Below are 19,793 nucleotides of genomic sequence, written 5' to 3'. Positions count from 1 at the left end.
GACGGCTCTCCATTAATAAGCGCTCGCATAATAGGTGGGCGTCGAATGTCCGGTAAACACTCGATTCAGCAACGAACTATTGCGCCAAGACGAAGTGCGACACGTTGCCGCATTTCCCCGCACACCCTATTCACCAGCGTCGTTCGCGACGCTCCGATACGAAGCATCGAAAGGTTGACGCATCGCAAAGTCCCTTAAGAACAAGCACTAAAAAATCGCTGAATGCGCGGCGATTCCGACATACCTCACGACTCATGCATTCATCAAGGGACTAGTAGCGACGCGCAAAAGCGCAAAAGCGTCGCCGCATCCTGACGCGTGGATGCAACAACGGCTCTTGCGCTCTGTTCTTTTAACCCGGAGTGTGCGCGGCGACGGGTGCCGCTCCGGGCGCCGCTGCCTGCAGATGCTCGCCGCCTTCCGTCGGCACGGAATCTGAAGGAAGCGCCGAGCGTTCCGATTGCGCGAGCAGCGTGCCGACCGACGGATCGATCGCATCGGTGAACGGCTTCGGATCGAGTCCGATCGCGAGCACCAGCAGCGCCAACGCACCGAGCAGCGCGAACTCGCGCTTGCCGAGGTCCTTCAGCTTCGCGACGCGCGCGTTGGCGATCGCACCGAAAATCACGCGCTTGTACATCCACAGTGTGTAGGCCGCGCTCAGGATCAGGGTGGTCGCGGCGATCGCCCCGATCCAGAAGTTGAAGCGGATCGCGCCCATCAGCACCATGAATTCGCCGACGAAACCCGACGTGCCCGGCAGACCGATGTTGGCCATCGAGAACAGCATCACGAAGCCGGCAAAGCGCGGCATCGTGTTGGCGACGCCGCCGTATTCGGCGATCGACGCGGATTTTGTGCGGTCGTAGAGCATGCCGGTGCACAACAGCATCGCGCCGGACACCACGCCGTACGAGATCATCTGCACGATTGCGCCGGACTGGCCGAAGCGGTTGAAGACGAACAGACCGAGCGTGACGAGGCCCATATGCGCGACCGTCGAATACGCGAGCAGTCGGCGCATGTCGGTCTGCACGAGCGCGAGCAGGCTCGAATAGATCACCGCGACGAGCGAGAGCGTGATCATCATCGGCGCGAAGAAATGGCTCGCTTGCGGCGCGATCGGCAGCGCGAAACGCAGCAGACCGTAGCCGCCGATCTTCAGCATGCCAATCATCACCGCGGCGCCCGTCGGGCCGTCGAGGTGCACGTCGGGCAGCCACGTGTGCAGCGGCCACATCGGCACCTTCACGCCGAACGCGGCAAGGAAGCCGAGGAAGATCAGCGCCTGCGGCACCATGTCGAGGTGCGCTTCGCGCCACACGGCGAGGTCGAAGCTGTGCGTCTGGCTATACAGGTAGAGCAGCGACATCAGCATCATCAGCGAGCCGAGGAACGACACGAAGAAGAACTTCACCGCCGCGTACGTGCGGTTCTTGTGACCGTAGGTGCCGATCAGCAGATACAGCGGGATCAGCGTCGCCTCGAACGCAATGAAGAACATCATGCCGTCGAGGGACGTGAACACGCCCTGCATGAAGCCCGACAGCATCAGGAACGCGCCGAAGTACTGCGCGGTGCGCTGCGTGATCGACTCCCACGATGCGATCACGATGATGATCGTCGTGAGCGCGGTCAGCGCGACGAGCCACAGCGAAATCCCGTCGATTCCCACATGCCATGCGATATCGAACGTCGGCGACCATCGGACGTTCTCGACGAACTGCATCGAGCTCACGTCGTTACGGAAACCCGCCACGAGCGGGATCACCGGCAAGAAACCCGCCACCGCGCCGATCAGCGCGAGCCAGCGCGTGCGATTACGCGCCGCGTCCGACCCGGCGCGCAGAACCACGAACCCGGCGAGGATGGGGATCCAGATGAGAAGACTTAGGAGAGGCAATGGCATGTGCTCTGTCAAAACTTGAAGTACAAAACGCCGCGTCAACGCCCGCCGAAACAAGCAGGCCTTGAAATGGAAATGTAAGTTGTAGTTCGCCTGAAGTTGACGCGTGGAGGGGGTTTCCCGCTACACGTTTACCCGCAGCCGACTGACCAAGGGTGGGAGATTACCAAGATAAGAATAATTTTGCATCGCAACAGCGGCAAAATCCGCGCCACAATACATCGTTGCGAGGTGGGCGCTTGCAAAATGCATGGAAATGTGCGCTTGCACATAGTTACAAAGGCGTCGTCAGGCCTTGATAGTTTGGCCGCAAAAGCTGGCAATTACCCGGAGATTGGCCGCTTTTAGACATTCGCTGGTTATTGGGACTGGTCCGGCTGGAACGGATCGTGCGACTGCGTGCTTTTTCCACGGTTGGGACGAGCAGCAACCAAACACAAATTTGCCTCGTCGGCGATAAAAATTTTTTTGCGCGGGCGGTCTAATCGGACCGGCGAGGAGGTCGCTAGCGGTGCCGCGCACTCGATCAAGGTGCGCTGAAACTGTTCCACTCCAAGCGCGCGAATCTTCCATTTTCATTACACAGACCAGCGCCGCTCCATGGGAACTGCTGCAGAAACTCGCGCGGCGAGGCACACTCAATTCGCGCAGCGGGCTCCCCTCGCCCGACTCCTTTTCCGGACCTCCTCGCATGGCGCTTCGTGACGACGTCGTACCCGCACTCGAATGCCGCGGCCTCAGCAAGCGGTACGGCACCGGCCGCATCGTGCTCGCGCAGCTCGACTTCACACTCGCAGCGGGCGAGTTCGTCGCGATCATGGGCGACTCGGGCGTCGGCAAGTCGACATTGCTCAACCTGATCGCCGGGCTCGACCGCGCCGATAGCGGCAGCGTGCTAATCGACGGACGCCCGGTCGAACAACTCGACGACAACGCCGCGACGCGACTGCGGCGCCAGAAGCTCGGCTTCGTGTTCCAGGCGTTTCACGTGCTGCCGCATCTGACGCTCGCGCAGAACGTCGCGCTCCCACTGCTGCTCAATGATCTACCGACGGCTGCCGCGCTCGACATGCTCGCGGCGGTCGGCCTCGGCGGACGCGGCGACGACTTTCCGCGCGATCTCTCCGGCGGCGAGTTGCAGCGTGTAGCCATTGCACGCGCACTCGTGCATCGTCCGACGCTGCTTCTCGCCGACGAACCGACCGGCAACCTCGACCCGGCCACCGCGCGCGACGTGCTCGGCCTGTTCCGCGCGCAAAGCAAGGCGACCGGCGCGGCGACGATCATGGTCACGCATTCCGAGGCCGCAGCCGCCGTGGCCGACCGCGTGTTGATCCTGAGCGAGGGCGACTTGCATGGCGCGCGCGATAAGGCAGCGAACGTCGCGCACGCCGCGGCCCGCTCGACCCACGATGGCCGTTGACCTTCGTCCACTGCCGCGCGCGCCGGGATATCGTGTTCTCGCGCGCTGGCTGATGGTCGCGGAATGGCGCAGTCATCGCGGACGCGCACTCGTCGCCATCGCGACGATCGCGCTAGGCGTCGCGCTCGGCTACGCGGTGCAATTGATCAACAGCGCCGCCTTCAACGAATTCTCGGCGGCCGCGCGCAGTCTGTCGGGCGAAGCGGATCTGCAGGTGCGCGGCGCGCAGCCTTTCGTCGACGAGTCCCTCTATCCGCGACTCGCCAACGAACCGGGCGTGGTGCTCGCGAGTCCTGTGCTCGCGCTCGACGTCGCGGTGCCGGGCCGCACCGGTGCACTGCCCGTTCTCGGCATCGACGTCTTCAAGGCGAGGTCGATCACGCCCGATCTGATCGGCGTGCCCTCGCCCGATCGCCCGTTCGACACGCTCGCCTCCGATGCGATATTTCTGTCGACGGCCGCGCAGCAATGGCTGAACGTCAAGACCGGCGACCACGTCACGCTACGCAGCGGTACGTCGGACCTGCATCTGCGCGTCGCGGGCGGGCTCGTGCGCACGCGGCCGGGTCAACGGCTCGCGGTGATGGACATCGCCGCCGCGCAATGGCGATTCGGCAAGGTGGGCAAGCTGACGCGCGTTGACGTGCAACTCGCACGCGGCGTCGATCGGAAACGCTTCAAACGCGATCTGCAACAGCAGCTCGGCAGCACATGGGTAGTCGCCGAGACACGCGACACTGAGAGCCGCACCGATCGCCTGTCGCGTGCTTACCGGATCAACATGAACGTGCTCGCGCTGGTCGCGCTGTTCACGGGCGCGTTCCTCGTGTTTTCGACTCAGGCACTCGGTGTCGTGCGACGCCGATCGCAATTCGCGATGCTGCGCGTGCTCGGGCTCACGCGAGCTCAGCTATTGCGGCAGATCCTGCTTGAAGGCGCGCTGCTCGGGTTGCTCGGCTCGTTGTGCGGACTTGCGCTCGGCTACGCGATGGCCAGCGGTGCGCTGCGCTTCTTCGGCAGCGATCTCGGCGGCGGCTATTTTCCCGGCGTGCAACCGCGAGTCGGTTTCGAGCCGCTCGCGAGCGCGGTGTTTCTCGCGCTCGGGGTCGCGGTGTCGGTGTTGGGCAGCGTCGCGCCCGCCATCGACGCGGCGCGCGCACGGCCTGCCCCAGCACTCAAGGCCGGTGCCGAGGAAAGCGCATTGGCGCGGCTCGCGACGCCGTGGCCCGCGTTCGGCTGTTTGCTGGCGGCCGCCGCGCTGACGCGCGTGCCGCCGTGGTTCGATGCGCCGATCGCCGGTTATCTGGCGGTCGCGTTGCTGCTCGTCGGCGGCATTGCGCTGATGCCGCGCGTGACCGCGCTGATATTCGGCGCGGCAGGCCGCGCGCGCGGCACGCGACGCCGCGCGGGCGCGACCGGCACGCTCGCGATTGCGCGTCTCGCGAATGCGCCGGGGCAGGCGTCGATCGCGATGGGCGGCGTGCTGTCGAGCTTCGCGCTGATCGTTGCGATGGCGATCATGGTGGCCAGCTTCCGCGTGTCTGTCGACGACTGGATCACGCATCTGCTGTCCGCCGATCTGTATGTGCGCGTAGCGTCGGGCGGCAATAGCGGCGACAGTGGCGGCTTGCGGCCCGACGAACAGACGCGCATCGCGACGGTGCCCGGCATCGGCAACGCCGCGTTCGCGCGCATCACACATCTGACGCTCGATCCCGCGCGCCCGGACGTCGCGCTGCTCGCCCGCGAAATCGACGCGACCGATCCGGGCGCGACTCTGCAGATGACCGGCGCGGTGCTGCCGCCGTCCGCGCTTCGCGCCGGCGCGATACCTATTTGGGTTTCCGAAGCAATGATCGATCTGTATGGGTATGAGCTAGGTCAACGTGTGCGGTTGTCGCTCGGCGAACATGGCCAGACGTTCGTCGTAGCCGGCGTCTGGCGCGACTACGCGCGGCAGAGCGGCGCGATCCAGATACGGCTTGCCGATTATCGGCGGCTGACCGGCGACTCCACCGCAACCGATGTCGCCGTGACCGTCGAGCCGGGCGTGAGTGTCGAACGCGTCGTCGCAAGATTGAAGGCGTTGCCGTTCGGCGCTTCGCTCGAGTTGTCCCAACCTGGCGAGATCCGTGCGCGCACGCTGGTGATCTTCGATCGCAGTTTCGCGGTCACGTATCTGCTCGAGGCGGTGGCGATCGTGATCGGATTGTTCGGCGTCGCAGCGACGTTTTCCGCGCAGACGCTCGCGCGCGCCCGCGAGTTCGGGATGTTGCGCCACGTCGGCGTGACGCGCGCGCAGATTCTCGCGATCCTCGCTTCGGAGGGCGGTCTGCTCACCGCATGCGGCATTGCGCTCGGTTTCGCGCTTGGTTTCGCGATCAGCCTGATTCTCGTGTTCGTCGTCAATCCACAGTCGTTTCACTGGAGCATGTCGCTGCATGTACCGTGGTTCGTGCTGGGCACAGTCGCGTTGGTAATGCTGGTGCTGTCGTGTACGACGGCGGTGGTCGCGGGACGCGGCGCGGTGTCGGTGGATGCAGTGCGCGCGGTGAAGGAGGACTGGTGATGCCAGCTGCGCGGCGTGCGTGGGAAATGCGGTTGATCCGGGATAGCGCGGCCATTCGCGAGGTTCGCTCTGCGCTTGATGGCTGCGCGACGTGGATCGCGCGGCGACACGGCGGGTCGCCGCCGCGGCGCCTTCAGCTTTTTTTCCGAGGGCTACTTTCGATCGGCATAGCCGCTGTGTCGCCCTCTTTCGCCGCTAATAGCGACTCCACTGGATCCACCCCGGTCGCCTTCGCGGCAGTCACGCCAGACCATCCGATCTCGTTTCCGCGGGACAGCGGTGCTCATCCGGCTTTCCGCACCGAATGGTGGTACGCGACAGGCTGGCTCACGACGCCCGACAACCGACCGCTCGGATTCCAGATCACGTTCTTCCGTTCGGCGACCGGTCACGATGCCGCCGATCCCAGCGATTTCGCCCCGTCGCAACTGATCATCGCGCACGCTGCGCTGAGCGATCCGGCCATCGGACACCTCGTTCACGATCAACGCATCGCTCGGCAGGGTCTCGGGCTCGCCTACGCGAAGACCGTCAACACCGACGTCAAACTCGACGCCTGGAAAATGATTCGCGCCGCGGATGGCCACTACGACGTCACCGCCGATGCAAGCGGATTCTCGCTACACCTCCAACTCGCGCCAACGCAGCCTCCGCTGATTCAGGGCGAGCGCGGTTACTCGCGCAAAGGACCGCGGCCCGAACAGGCGAGCTTTTACTACAGCGAACCGCAACTCCGCGTGACGGGCACTGTGGTGCGCCCAGCCGGAGGTGGAAACGACACGACGCGCGATGCAGCAGTGACGGGGACCGCATGGCTCGATCACGAGTGGTCGAGCACGTTGCTCGACGCCAATGCGGTCGGATGGGATTGGCTCGGCGCCAATTTGACGGACGGCTCGGCGCTAATGGCATTCAAGATCCATAGCCGCGACGGACATGCAATATGGGCCCACGCGACGCTTCGCAGACCCGATGGTCAGGTAACGAATTTCGACCCCGGTGAAGTCGACTTCACGCCGCGTCGCATGTGGCGCTCGCCGCACACGAATACCTTGTATCCGGTCTCGATGACGGTTAGAGCGGGAACGCTGACATGGCAACTCGATCCGCTGATGGACGATCAGGAACTCGACTCACGACAGTCGACCGGTGCCGTGTATTGGGAAGGCGCGGTACGGGTGAGTCAACAGAATGCGGATGTAGGGCGAGCCTATCTGGAACTGACGGGTTACGCGGATGCGTTGCGGATCGGAAAGTAGTGAAGCGCGCAAAGACGGCCGCGTAAACGCAAAAACCCCACCGCGGCGGGTGGGGTTTCTGACCTGGGGGGGAGCCTGACGATTACCTACTTTCACACGGGCAATCCGCACTATCATCGGCGTGGAGTCGTTTCACGGTCCTGTTCGGGATGGGAAGGGGTGGGACCGACTCGCTATGGTCATCAGGCATGACGGGTTGCTGCGTCGCAGGGGTTGGAGTCAACCGGTTGCGCCACAGCCAATCGGGAAGAAGCGTAAAGGATTCGTGTGGGGGTTGTGTTGTTTCTGGCACAACACTGAATCCCAACCGTGCGTTTCTGTTAGCTCCCGCGGGAGTTCACACCAATCCCCTTCGGGGATCGGACCCGCGCAAGTGCTGAAGCACTAACGCGGGTCGAGACACACCTGTTATAGGATCAAGCCTTACGGGCAATTAGTATCAGTTAGCTCAGTACATTACTGTACGTGCACACCTGACCTATCAACGTCCTGGTCTTGAACGACCCTTCAAGGGGCTCGAAGCCCCGGGGATATCTCATCTTAAGGCGAGTTTCCCGCTTAGATGCTTTCAGCGGTTATCTCTTCCGAACATAGCTACCCGGCGATGCCACTGGCGTGACAACCGGTACACCAGAGGTTCGTCCACTCCGGTCCTCTCGTACTAGGAGCAGCCCCCTTCAAATATCCAGCGCCCACGGCAGATAGGGACCAAACTGTCTCACGACGTTTTAAACCCAGCTCACGTACCTCTTTAAATGGCGAACAGCCATACCCTTGGGACCGGCTACAGCCCCAGGATGAGATGAGCCGACATCGAGGTGCCAAACACCGCCGTCGATATGAACTCTTGGGCGGTATCAGCCTGTTATCCCCAGAGTACCTTTTATCCGTTGAGCGATGGCCCTTCCATACAGAACCACCGGATCACTATGACCTGCTTTCGCACCTGTTCGACTTGTCAGTCTCACAGTCAAGCACGCTTATGCCATTGCACTATCAGCACGATTTCCGACCGTACCTAGCGTACCTTCGTACTCCTCCGTTACACTTTGGGAGGAGACCGCCCCAGTCAAACTGCCTACCATGCACGGTCCCCGATCCGGATCACGGACCAAGGTTAGAACCTCAAACAGATCAGGGTGGTATTTCAAGGACGGCTCCACGCAGACTGGCGTCCACGCTTCATAGCCTCCCACCTATCCTACACAGACCGGTTCAAAGTCCAATGCAAAGCTACAGTAAAGGTTCATGGGGTCTTTCCGTCTAGCCGCGGGGAGATTGCATCATCACAAACACTTCAACTTCGCTGAGTCTCGGGAGGAGACAGTGTGGCCATCGTTACGCCATTCGTGCAGGTCGGAACTTACCCGACAAGGAATTTCGCTACCTTAGGACCGTTATAGTTACGGCCGCCGTTTACCGGGACTTCAATCAGGAGCTTGCACCCCATCATTTAATCTTCCGGCACCGGGCAGGCGTCACACCCTATACGTCCACTTTCGTGTTTGCAGAGTGCTGTGTTTTTATTAAACAGTCGCAGCCACCAGTTTATTGCAACCCCTTCACCCTTCTGGCGCAGGCCAGTCAGGCTACCAGGGCGTACCTTATCCCGAAGTTACGGTACCAATTTGCCGAGTTCCTTCTCCCGAGTTCTCTCAAGCGCCTTAGAATACTCATCTCGCCCACCTGTGTCGGTTTGCGGTACGGTCACTGTGAAACTGAAGCTTAGAGGCTTTTCCTGGAACCCCTTCCAGTTGCTTCGCCACCGAAGTGGCTCGCCTCGCACCCTTGAATTACGCGCCCGGATTTGCCAAAGCGCCTTCTCCAATGCAAGGACCGGGACTTCCAACACCCGGACAACCTTCCGCGATCCGTCCCCCCATCGCATTTCACAATGGTGCAGAAATATTAATCTGCTTCCCATCAGCTACGCATTTCTGCCTCGCCTTAGGGGCCGACTCACCCTACGCCGATGAACGTTGCGTAGGAAACCTTGGGCTTACGGCGAGGGGGCCTTTCACCCCCTTTATCGCTACTCATGTCAGCATTCGCACTTCCGATACCTCCAGCACACTTTCCAGTGCACCTTCGCAGGCTTACGGAACGCTCTCCTACCATGCACATTACTGTGCATCCGCAGCTTCGGTATATGGCTTAGCCCCGTTACATCTTCCGCGCAGGACGACTCGATCAGTGAGCTATTACGCTTTCTTTAAAGGATGGCTGCTTCTAAGCCAACCTCCTGACTGTTTTAGCCTTCCCACTTCGTTTCCCACTTAGCCATATTTGGGGACCTTAGCTGGCGGTCTGGGTTGTTTCCCTCTTGACACCGGACGTTAGCACCCGATGTCTGTCTCCCGTGATTGCACTCTTCGGTATTCGGAGTTTGCTATGGCGTAGTAATCCGCAATGGACCCCACAACCATGACAGTGCTCTACCCCCGAAGGTGATACACGAGGCACTACCTAAATAGTTTTCGGAGAGAACCAGCTATTTCCAGGTTTGTTTAGCCTTTCACCCCTATCCACAGCTCATCCCCTAACTTTTCAACGTTAGTGGGTTCGGTCCTCCAGCACGTGTTACCGTGCCTTCAACCTGGCCATGGATAGATCACCTGGTTTCGGGTCTACACCCAGCGACTGGACGCCCTGTTCGGACTCGCTTTCGCTACGCCTGCCCTAATCGGTTAAGCTCGCCACTGAATGTAAGTCGCTGACCCATTATACAAAAGGTACGCCGTCACCCCTTCGCAGAGGCTCCGACTGTTTGTATGCATGCGGTTTCAGGATCTGTTTCACTCCCCTCCCGGGGTTCTTTTCGCCTTTCCCTCACGGTACTGGTTCACTATCGGTCGATCACGAGTATTTAGCCTTGGAGGATGGTCCCCCCATCTTCAGACAGGATTTCACGTGTCCCGCCCTACTTCTCGTACACCCAGTTCTTCCATGCTGTTTTCGTCTACAGGGCTATCACCTGCTATGGCCGCACTTTCCAGAGCGTTCGACTAACAATACAGATAACGTGTACCGGCTGATCCCATTTCGCTCGCCACTACTCTGGGAATCTCGGTTGATTTCTTTTCCTGCGGTTACTTAGATGTTTCAGTTCACCGCGTTCGCCTCACGCAGCCTATGGATTCAGCTGCGGATACTCCATTAGGAGTGGGTTTCCCCATTCGGACATCTCCGGATCAATGCTCGTTTGCCAGCTCCCCGGAGCTTTTCGCAGGCTACCGCGTCCTTCATCGCCTGTGATCGCCAAGGCATCCACCACATGCACTTGTTCGCTTGACCCTATAACGGGTGTGTCTCTGGGTCGACCCACGTGAGCGCTTTAGCGCTTACGTGGGTCCCATCCCCGGAGGGGACAGACGCACTCGCTACAGGTTGAGTATTCGTGTTGCGCCGTATTCCAAAGCGATCTCTCGATCACCTTTAAAATACATCGATACAATCACAACCCTGATTCACCTACTCACACACCCATCTCCAGGCATGCTTTCGTGAATCTCTTTACTACTTCTTCCTGATTGTTAAAGAACGACAGCCGGTATGAAGCCTCTGCCTCATACCGCCCTGACTGGCTCAATCGCCAATGCGCAACGCTCTGCCTGCAGGCAGAACACTGCGCATTGAGGATTGGTGGAGGATGACGGGATCGAACCGACGACCCCCTGCTTGCAAAGCAGGTGCTCTCCCAGCTGAGCTAATCCCCCAGTCCCACAGCCATTCCAGCGGCCCCAGCCCTTCAGCTCACCCGACACGACACTGGTGGGTCTGGATGGATTCGAACCATCGACCCCCGCCTTATCAAGACGGTGCTCTAACCGGCTGAGCTACAGACCCCTGCTGTCTGTCTGCGTTGCTGCCATTAACCACAGCCGATAAGCGTGAGCACTTGAGTGCAATGAATGCATAGCTCTGGAAAGGAGGTGATCCAGCCGCACCTTCCGATACGGCTACCTTGTTACGACTTCACCCCAGTCATGAATCCTACCGTGGTGACCGTCCTCCTTGCGGTTAGACTAGCCACTTCTGGTAAAACCCACTCCCATGGTGTGACGGGCGGTGTGTACAAGACCCGGGAACGTATTCACCGCGGCATGCTGATCCGCGATTACTAGCGATTCCAGCTTCACGCACCCGAGTTGCAGAGTGCGATCCGGACTACGATCGGTTTTCTGGGATTGGCTCCACCTCGCGGCTTGGCAACCCTCTGTTCCGACCATTGTATGACGTGTGAAGCCCTACCCATAAGGGCCATGAGGACTTGACGTCATCCCCACCTTCCTCCGGTTTGTCACCGGCAGTCTCCCTGGAGTGCTCTTGCGTAGCAACTAGGGACAAGGGTTGCGCTCGTTGCGGGACTTAACCCAACATCTCACGACACGAGCTGACGACAGCCATGCAGCACCTGTGTTATGGCTCCCTTTCGGGCACTCCCGCCTCTCGGCAGGATTCCATACATGTCAAGGGTAGGTAAGGTTTTTCGCGTTGCATCGAATTAATCCACATCATCCACCGCTTGTGCGGGTCCCCGTCAATTCCTTTGAGTTTTAATCTTGCGACCGTACTCCCCAGGCGGTCAACTTCACGCGTTAGCTACGTTACCAAGCCAATGAAGGCCCGACAACCAGTTGACATCGTTTAGGGCGTGGACTACCAGGGTATCTAATCCTGTTTGCTCCCCACGCTTTCGTGCATGAGCGTCAGTATTGGCCCAGGGGGCTGCCTTCGCCATCGGTGTTCCTCCACATCTCTACGCATTTCACTGCTACACGTGGAATTCCACCCCCCTCTGCCATACTCCAGCGCTGCAGTCACCAATGCAGTTCCCAGGTTAAGCCCGGGGATTTCACATCGGTCTTACAGCACCGCCTGCGCACGCTTTACGCCCAGTAATTCCGATTAACGCTCGCACCCTACGTATTACCGCGGCTGCTGGCACGTAGTTAGCCGGTGCTTATTCTTCCGGTACCGTCATCCCTCACGGATATTAGCCACGAGGTTTTCTTTCCGGACAAAAGTGCTTTACAACCCGAAGGCCTTCTTCACACACGCGGCATTGCTGGATCAGGCTTGCGCCCATTGTCCAAAATTCCCCACTGCTGCCTCCCGTAGGAGTCTGGGCCGTGTCTCAGTCCCAGTGTGGCTGGTCGTCCTCTCAGACCAGCTACAGATCGTCGGCTTGGTAGGCCTTTACCCCACCAACTACCTAATCTGCCATCGGCCGCCCCTTGAGCGCGAGGTCCCGAAAGATCCCCCGCTTTCCTCTCCCGAGCGTATGCGGTATTAATCCGGCTTTCGCCGGGCTATCCCCCACTCCAGGACACGTTCCGATGTATTACTCACCCGTTCGCCACTCGCCACCAGACCGGAGTCCGTGCTGCCGTTCGACTTGCATGTGTAAGGCATGCCGCCAGCGTTCAATCTGAGCCAGGATCAAACTCTTCAGTTCAAACCTGTTACTGTTTTCGGGCTCTCTCGAACCCGGTCGCTCACTCAACGTACTGACGATGATCAGTCCGTCTTCCGACAGACAAACCTTCCTCTAATACTGTGTGAGGCTGCTGATACTTCTGCCTGGCAGCAGACTCCGGAGAATCCGCCGCCGCATTCCGCATCAAGCGCCCACACTTATCGGCTGTTAGTTTTTAAAGATCGGTCCGCCAAACCCGCCGCGCCTGAACCACTCCTGCCCGGCACTGCTTCGTTTGCGTCGCTGCGTCTGCAGCAGAGAAACGGGATTATGGAGAGCGCTCGACAACGCGTCAATACCCTTCTCACAATTTATTTTGGGAGCAAAGACTGCCATTTCCATCGCATTGCCGCCAGCCCTGAAAAGAGTCAACTCTGGCCAGACCAAAAAATCAGCGAAAATAGTTAGCCATCCGATTCAACCCCGCCGAAGTCCTAATACCGACAAAACAAAGTAGTCCGAGCACGGCTCGAACTCACCACCGCTCCCCAAATTAAAGTTCTACCCTTCCCCGCCGTCAATCAGATCACCCCGCCACTTAAATTAGCTGCCGACTATGGACAATCTCGTCGACGCACACGTCGAGGAACACCCAGCCCGCCGCGGCATCCCCGATGCTCGAGCCTGATACTGTGCCGGTAGGCACGCCGCTCCCATGGCCGATCGTCGATGCCGACGGCACGCTGCTCTTCGCAAGCGCGACGACGCTCGCGACCACCGACGACCGCGCCTTTCTGTTTCAACACTTCCGCCCGCAACGCGGCGACCTGTTCGACCTCGGCGCACAACAACCGCCGGCGCCAACCGCCCAGCCTGACCACGCCGGTGAGTTGACGCCGAAGGACATGCACCTCGAGATCGGCGCATTGATCGGCATGCGTTCGCAACTCGGCAGCGGCGCGCCGATGCAACCTTGCAGCATCATCGGTTTCGCGCCGAATAATGCGCTGTTCGTCACGCCGCCGATGCAGCAGGGCCAACCGCGGCCGCTCACGCCCGGTGAGAACGTCGCGATCGTCGCGATCGCGAGTCAGGCCGTGTTCCGTTTCGTCTGCACGGTCGAAGCGGTCTGCCGCGTGCCGTTCGACTATGCCGTGTTGTCGAGGCCCGGCGTGGTCCGCCGGCTCCGTGAGCGCAAATCGATCCGCGTCCATGCGCACCTGCCCGTGCGGTTCGGCATCGGCGGGAGCGCTGACACTTACGAAGGCCTTGGACTAGCCAAGGGCATCAGCGCGCTCGGCATGTCGTTGAGTGCGTCATGGACACTGGGCGAAGTCGGCGAGCGACTGCGCATCGCGTTCCGGCTGAAGTCGGCCGAATACGATTCACAGATTGAGACAACGGCGGTGATCCGCAACGTACAGAAGGGCAAAACGCCTGGCGAGCCGTCCATGCATGGGCTCGAACTGGATCACCTCGATTCCGTTCAACAGATGGCGATGAAGGTGTTCGTGTTCGATCGTCAGGAAGATGTGCAGCACTGGTCCAACGGACTGAAATAAGCGGTACGGCCACAAAAGCAACGCGCGTGGGGACACAGCAGCGCCGACCTGCGCACACATCGATCAGCCGAGCAACTCTTCCGGCGTCAACCGCCGCGCTCCCCAGGTATTGGCGAGCACCTCGCAACGACCGAGCCGTATCGCACCACGCTCGAAATCGACGAAGACGACTTCATCGACGTCGGCCGGCCGCGCGGGTTCGTCGCTCGTGCGGCCGTCGGTCAGAATCCATAACCAGCGCTGCTGGGCCGGCCGTCGCCGCGCGCAGCGTTCGAGCAGTTGCGCGGCGCTGCGCACGCCCGACGCGAGCGGCGAACCGCCGCCCCCACCCACGGGCGCGAGCCATCGCTCGTTCCACCAGCGCGGCACGGCGGGGCCGAAGCGCACATCCGCGCCCGTACCGCCGAAGCAGATCAGCGCAGCCTCGGCGCGCATCGCACTCGCACGGTCGAACAAGGCAGTCAGTAGACCCTTCGCCAACGCGAGGCGTTGGCCCGCCAGCATCGACCCGGAGCAATCGAGCACGAAGCAATGCAGCACACCGCCACGCGGCACTTCCCGTACGAAGCGCAGATGCTCACGACGCAGCGTGTGCTCGCGCATCGCGGCGAGCGTCGGTGGCCATGCAATGCGCCTGCCCGGTTCGCCGCGCGACGTGTCGCGCGAATCCACCCCCACGCCTTGTCGCCATCGAAAACCGCTGCGCGAGTCAGCGGCGGCGCCTTTCCGATGGCTCAGCGTTTTTTTGCGTCAAGCGCAATGACGCCTTTGACAGGCAAAGCCGCGGCCGGCTCGGGCGGCAGGTAGCCCCAGTCGGAGTTGGCGGAAGGTGTCATGGATGCAGCCGTATCGCCAGACGCACCCTCACCGACGTCCCGTGCCGGCGCCGCGCTTTCTGGCCGGCGCTGATTCGCATGTGGCGAATCATGCTGACGCCGCCGATGAAGCAGCACCGAATCGGCAACGCGCTCCACATGTCGCACCGTCACCGCATCTGCCCGTTCGAATGCGGCCAGCGCGCGCGCCGCGCGCAGCATCACGAGGTCGGCGCGCAGGCCGTCGACGGCCGCGTCGATGCATAGCGCGCTCACGCGCGCATGGACGGCGTCATCGAACGACAGCAGTGGCAGCGCCGCGCGCGCCGAGCGAATTCGGTACACGTATGAAGCCTGCTGCTCCGCGTAAACGATACGAAACCCAGCGGGATCGAGATCGAACGCGAACCGCGCTTTGACGATCGCCTGCCGCACCTGCGGCTCGAACGCGTTCTGCAACTCCACCATCAGACCGAAGCGGTCGATCAATTGCGGCCGCAACTCGCCCTCTTCGGGGTTCATCGTGCCGACCAGCACGAAGCTCGCGTCATGACTATGCGACACGCCATCGCGTTCGACGGTATTCACGCCGCTCGCCGCCGCATCGAGCAACGCATCGACGAGCGCATCGGGCAGCAGATTGACTTCGTCGACGTACAGCACGCCGCGATGCGCCTTCGCGAGCAGCCCCGGCGAGAAGCGCACCGAGCCGTCGCGCAACACGGTTTCGATATCGAGCGTGCCGATCAGACGATCCTCGCTCGCGCCAAGCGGCAGATTCACGAGCTCTCCCTCCGGCAGCAGTTCGGCAAGCGCGCGCGCGGCAGTCGACTTCGCAGTGCCACGCGGTCCGCTGATCAATACGCCGCCCAAGCCCGGGTCGATCGCCGCGAGCACCAGCGCCTGCTGCAACGAGGCCTGGCCGATCAGCGCCGCAAACGGAAAAACGGGCCGCGCCGCCGCCGTACCTGACGCACCGGCTGAGCAACCTGCGTCGTCCGCTCCTCGCATCGCTCCATTCATCTTTGTCTTCCTTCGATCTGCTGTTCGCTCGCCAGCAGATGCGTTTCCACCTGCGCGCGATAGTCACCCGGCTGCTGCCACAGCCCTCGCTGCATCGCCTCGAGCAAACGCTCGCAGATCGAATGCAGCGCATGCGGATTGTGCCGTTGCATGAACGCGCGCGTATCGGCGTCATTCAGATAAGCATCGGCGACGAGCGCGTATTGATGATCCGCAATCACACGCGCGGTCGCATCGTAGCCATACAGATAATCGACGGTCGCGGCGATCTCGGCCGCGCCCTTGTAGCCGTGGCGCTTCACGCCGTCGAGCCATTTCGGATTGACCACGCGCGAGCGGATCACGCGCGCGATCTCCTCGTGCAACGTCCGCACGCGCGGCGCGGCCGGATTGCTGTGATCCGCGTGATAGACGCGCGGCTGCTGACCTGCCAGATGCCGCACCGCCGCGACCATGCCGCCCTGAAACTGGTAGTAGTCGTTCGAATCGAGCACGTCGTGCTCGCGGTTGTCCTGGTTCTGCAGCACGAGGTCCATCGCTGCGAGGCGCGCGCCAAACGCTTGATGCGCTTCCTCGCCCGCGCTCTTCTGCGCGTACGCATATCCGCCCCACGCCTGATACGCGTTCGCGAGATCGGCGTCGGTCTGCCATTGGCGCGAGTCGATCAACTGCTGCAGACCCGCGCCGTACGTGCCCGGCCGCGCGCTGAACACGCGCCAGCCGGCGCGCTTGCGCGCTTCGACCGGGTCCATGCCGCGCGCGATCAACGCATCGCGTTCGCGCTGCACGCGCGCGCGAATCGGATTCAGCTCCGCGGGCTCGTCGAGTTCGGCCACCGCTTGCACGGCCGCATCGAACAGATGCATCACGTTAGCGAACGCATCGCGAAAGAAACCGGATACGCGCAACGTGACGTCGATACGCGGCCGGTCGAACGCGTCGATCGGCATGATCTCGAAGTCCGTCACACGGTGGCTGCCCGGCGCCCATTTCGGGCGCACGCCGAGCAGCGCGAGCGCCTGCGCGATATCGTCGCCGCCGGTGCGCATCGTCGCGGTACCCCAGACCGACAGGCCGATCGCGCGGGGATAGTCGCCGTGCTCCTGCAGATGTCGCTCGATCAGTTGCTGCGCCGATTTCAGGCCGAGTGCCCACGCGGCTTGCGTCGGCACCGCGCGCGTGTCGACCGAATAGAAGTTGCGGCCGGTTGGCAGCACGTCGGGCCGACCGCGTGACGGCGAACCGCTCGGACCTGGCGGCACGAAACGTCCTGCGAGGCCGCGCTTCAGCTGCGTCATTTCCTGCGGGCCGCAGGCGTCTAGACGCGGCAGCACGTCGTCGCGCAGGCGTGCGATCACCTGTGCCGCTTGCGGCAGACTTTCGTCGGCTACGAGGACGGCCTGCGAACGATCCGCATCATCGCAATCGACATCGCAGACACCGCGCAACAGCTCGCCCGCGAGCAATTCCAACCGCTCGCGCGTATCGCCGTAATGTCGCCACGGTGCATCGCTGACCCGCTGCAATACCTCGGGTCGCGGGCCGTCCCATGCGGCGGCCCAATCCACCGTCAACGGGTCGAACCGATGATCGATGCGCAGATCGCGCGCCAGCGCGTCGACGAGCCCCGCCTTGCCGGCCCGCCCATCGCCGACCGGAAAGCGCCCGAGCGCGAGCAGCGTGTCGCGCCGCTGCACGCCGCGCGGCGACTGCCCGAACGTATGCAGGCCATCGCGAATCTGCGCTTCCTTCAGCTCGCACAGCCACGCATCGACGCGTGTGAGCAGCGCGTCTTCATCGTCCTGTGCGTTCGGCGCCGCGAGACTCAGCTCTTCGTGCAGCCGATGCTCGACGATCGTCGTCAGAATCGTGCGACGTAAGAGCTTCGCGCGACGCGAATCGACCATCAATGCTTCATAGTATTCGTCGACCTGGCGTTCGAGGTCCTGCAGCGGCCCATAGTTTTCGGCGCGTGTAAGCGGTGGCATCAGATGATCGATGATCACCGCCTGCGCGCGCCGCTTCGCCTGGCTGCCCTCGCCCGGATCGTTGACGATGAACGGATACAGATGCGGCATCGGTCCGAGAATCAGATCGGGCCAGCACGCGTCGCTCAAGGCGACGCTTTTGCCCGGCAGCCATTCCAGGTTGCCGTGCTTGCCGACGTGCACGACCGCGTCGATGCCGAACTGATGGCGCAGCCAGAAATAGAACGCGAGGTATGCGTGCGGCGGTACGAGCTCCGCATCGTGATAGCTCGCGTAGTCGCCGTGCTCGCGCGAACGCGAAGGCTGAATGCCGACGAACACCTGGCCGCAACACCAGCCGGCGATCATGAAGCGGCCGCGCCGCAGCGTGGGGTCCTGCTCGGGCTTGCCCCAGCGCGCGTTCAACGCGTCGCGCACGCTCGCCGGCAACGCGTTGAAATGCGCGAGATAGTCGTCGAGTGCGAGGCTTTGCAGGGCCGGACGCAGATCGCGTACGACCGGATCGTTGGTCACGCCTTCGGTCAGGCTGTTCAACAACGCGTCGCCGTTTTCGGGCAATTCGCCGACACGATAGCCTTCATCGCGCAGCATCGACAGAATGCCGACCACCGACGCCGGTGTATCGAGCCCGACGCCATTGCCGATGCGCCCTTCGCTCATCGGATAGTTGGCGAGAATCAACGCGACTTTCTTGTCGGCGTTATCGAGCGAACGCAAACGGCACCAGCGCCGGCTCAGCTCGGCGAGAAAGCGCACCCGTTCGAGGTCGGGCTGATAGCGGACCACGTCGACCTGCGTATGCGCACAGCGATACGCGAGCCCCTTGAAGCTGATCGCGCGCGTGATGATGCGCCCGTCCACTTCGGGCAGCGCGATATGCATCGCGATGTCGCGCGAATTGAGGCCGTGGTTGTCCTTCAGCCAGTCTTCGCGATTGCCGCCGCTCAGGATCACCTGAAACACCGGCGCGTCGCCGGCGAGCGCGAGCGGCTCCGGGTCGTCGATCGCGGACGCGGCGAACGCTGTGGTGTTCAACCCCAGCGCGACACCATGTTGCGCGCACAGCGACTGCACGACATCGCGGCTCACCGCATCTTTCAACGACGTGATCGCGAGCGGCAGCGGATTGAGCCCTTGCGCTTCGAGCGCGTCGATCAGCGCATCGAAAACGGCGGTATTGGCGGCCTGCAGATGCGCCTTGTAGAACAGAACCGCGACGACCGGCGCGCCTTGCCGCCAACGCGCCTGCCAGTCGGCGACGATGGGGGTATCGCGCTCGGGGTGATACAGCGAAGCGGCCGGCAACGCGCGCGGCGGATCGGGTTCGCGCCCCCAATCGAGCGCGCGATACGCGATGCAGCGCAAAAACGCCTCGGCGTTCTGCGGACCGCCCTCGCGCAGATAGCGCCACAGCTGCTGACACAGCTCGGCGCTCGCGGTGCTGCGCGCGAGCAGGTTCGGGTCTTCCTGCAGATCGCCGGAAAACATCGCGAGCGTTTGCTGTTTGCGCTGCGCGAGCGCGACCACCTGCTCGATGCCGTACGGCCAATACGTTTCGCCGCCGAGATGATCGACGACGACCACGCGCGCATGCTGCAACACGTCGTCAAGATAAAAATCGACCGAAGCAGGCTGACGCAGATACGTAACGTTCGCGAGCCGCACGCTCGGAAAGCCGTCGCCGAGACGCGGCACCACGCTCGCGAGCAGCGACAGCGTGGTGTCGGCGGAACTGAGCACGACGATATCGGCGGGCTGCTGATCGATGCGGATCACGCCCTGCGTATCGTCGACGAAGCCGCCCGGCGTCGTGCGCAGCAGATGCATGC

At 62.0% G+C, this 19,793-nt stretch carries 8 protein-coding genes, 2 tRNA genes and 3 rRNA genes; 4 read left to right on the top strand and 9 right to left on the bottom strand.

Going from position 1 to position 19,793, the window contains the following annotated elements; translation table 11 throughout:
* Positions 1–352 precede the first annotated feature (352 nt).
* Complete coding sequence (locus OKW45_RS06230) at positions 353–1,909, bottom strand: NADH-quinone oxidoreductase subunit M (protein WP_429466596.1); 1,557 nt, start codon at positions 1,907–1,909, stop codon at positions 353–355.
* 688 nt (positions 1,910–2,597) lie between these two features.
* Between OKW45_RS06230 and OKW45_RS06225 the strand changes: the two genes are divergently transcribed.
* The 3 genes from OKW45_RS06225 (at position 2,598) to OKW45_RS06215 (ending at position 7,157) form a co-directional block, all read left to right on the top strand.
* The gene (locus OKW45_RS06225; protein WP_429443361.1) at positions 2,598–3,329 is read left to right on the top strand and encodes an ABC transporter ATP-binding protein; all 732 of its coding nucleotides are present in this window, start codon (positions 2,598–2,600) and stop codon (positions 3,327–3,329) included.
* Positions 3,319–5,898, top strand: coding sequence for an FtsX-like permease family protein (locus OKW45_RS06220; protein ID WP_429466594.1), 2,580 nt, complete (start codon positions 3,319–3,321; stop codon positions 5,896–5,898). Before OKW45_RS06225 ends, OKW45_RS06220 begins: the two co-directional genes overlap by 11 nt.
* A gap of 176 nt (positions 5,899–6,074) precedes the next feature.
* Positions 6,075–7,157 carry a lipocalin-like domain-containing protein gene (locus OKW45_RS06215; protein ID WP_429466592.1) on the top strand — a complete coding sequence of 361 codons (1,083 nt, stop codon included), beginning with the start codon at positions 6,075–6,077 and terminating at the stop codon, positions 7,155–7,157.
* A gap of 73 nt (positions 7,158–7,230) precedes the next feature.
* On the opposite strand, the gene rrf is transcribed toward OKW45_RS06215, so the two are convergent.
* From rrf to OKW45_RS06190, 5 genes are all read right to left on the bottom strand, one after another.
* Positions 7,231–7,344, bottom strand: a 5S ribosomal RNA gene (rrf, locus tag OKW45_RS06210).
* 225 nt (positions 7,345–7,569) lie between these two features.
* Positions 7,570–10,451 (bottom strand): 23S ribosomal RNA (locus tag OKW45_RS06205).
* A gap of 346 nt (positions 10,452–10,797) precedes the next feature.
* Positions 10,798–10,873: transfer RNA gene (locus OKW45_RS06200), tRNA-Ala, on the bottom strand.
* 53 nt (positions 10,874–10,926) lie between these two features.
* Positions 10,927–11,003: transfer RNA gene (locus OKW45_RS06195), tRNA-Ile, on the bottom strand.
* Positions 11,004–11,082: 79 nt separating this feature from the next.
* Positions 11,083–12,615 (bottom strand): 16S ribosomal RNA (locus OKW45_RS06190).
* The 16S, 23S and 5S rRNA genes sit together here with 2 tRNA genes alongside, the layout of an rRNA operon.
* A 635-nt stretch (positions 12,616–13,250) precedes the next feature.
* Between OKW45_RS06190 and OKW45_RS06185 the strand changes: the two genes are divergently transcribed.
* Complete coding sequence (locus OKW45_RS06185; protein WP_429466590.1) at positions 13,251–14,138, top strand: flagellar brake protein; 888 nt, start codon at positions 13,251–13,253, stop codon at positions 14,136–14,138.
* 63 nt (positions 14,139–14,201) lie between these two features.
* Here the strand turns inward: OKW45_RS06185 and OKW45_RS06180 are convergent, their stop codons facing one another.
* Genes OKW45_RS06180 through cobN form a run of 3 tightly spaced genes read right to left on the bottom strand, consistent with a single transcriptional unit; the run spans position 14,202 to position 19,791 of the window.
* Entirely contained in the window at positions 14,202–14,816 is a 615-nt protein-coding gene (locus tag OKW45_RS06180) for a vWA domain-containing protein (RefSeq protein WP_429466588.1), read from the bottom strand.
* Between the two features lie 56 nt (positions 14,817–14,872).
* Positions 14,873–15,976 carry a magnesium chelatase ATPase subunit I gene (locus OKW45_RS06175; RefSeq protein WP_429466586.1) on the bottom strand — a complete coding sequence of 368 codons (1,104 nt, stop codon included), beginning with the start codon at positions 15,974–15,976 and terminating at the stop codon, positions 14,873–14,875.
* The gene (gene cobN, locus OKW45_RS06170; protein ID WP_429466584.1) at positions 15,973–19,791 is read right to left on the bottom strand and encodes a cobaltochelatase subunit CobN; all 3,819 of its coding nucleotides are present in this window, start codon (positions 19,789–19,791) and stop codon (positions 15,973–15,975) included. The genes OKW45_RS06175 and cobN overlap by 4 nt, the downstream gene beginning before the upstream one ends.
* Positions 19,792–19,793: the final 2 nt, after the last annotated feature.

The sequence above is a fragment of the Paraburkholderia lebeckiae genome, assembly GCF_050436225.1.
In the GTDB taxonomy this organism is placed as follows: Bacteria; Pseudomonadota; Gammaproteobacteria; order Burkholderiales; family Burkholderiaceae; genus Paraburkholderia; species Paraburkholderia tuberum.
This window is presented reverse-complemented; position numbering and strand designations above follow the sequence as displayed.

Bases quoted from the DNA above. Each gene is read 5' to 3' on its own strand.
- OKW45_RS06220 (WP_429466594.1), top strand. From the start codon at position 3,319: ATGGCCGTTGACCTTCGTCCACTGCCGCGCGCGCCGGGATATCGTGTT.
- cobN (WP_429466584.1), bottom strand. From the start codon at position 19,791: ATGCATCTGCTGCGCACGACGCCGGGCGGCTTCGTCGACGATACGCAG.
- OKW45_RS06225 (WP_429443361.1), top strand. From the start codon at position 2,598: ATGGCGCTTCGTGACGACGTCGTACCCGCACTCGAATGCCGCGGCCTC.
- OKW45_RS06230 (WP_429466596.1), bottom strand. From the start codon at position 1,909: ATGCCATTGCCTCTCCTAAGTCTTCTCATCTGGATCCCCATCCTCGCC.
- OKW45_RS06175 (WP_429466586.1), bottom strand. From the start codon at position 15,976: ATGAATGGAGCGATGCGAGGAGCGGACGACGCAGGTTGCTCAGCCGGT.
- OKW45_RS06185 (WP_429466590.1), top strand. From the start codon at position 13,251: ATGCTCGAGCCTGATACTGTGCCGGTAGGCACGCCGCTCCCATGGCCG.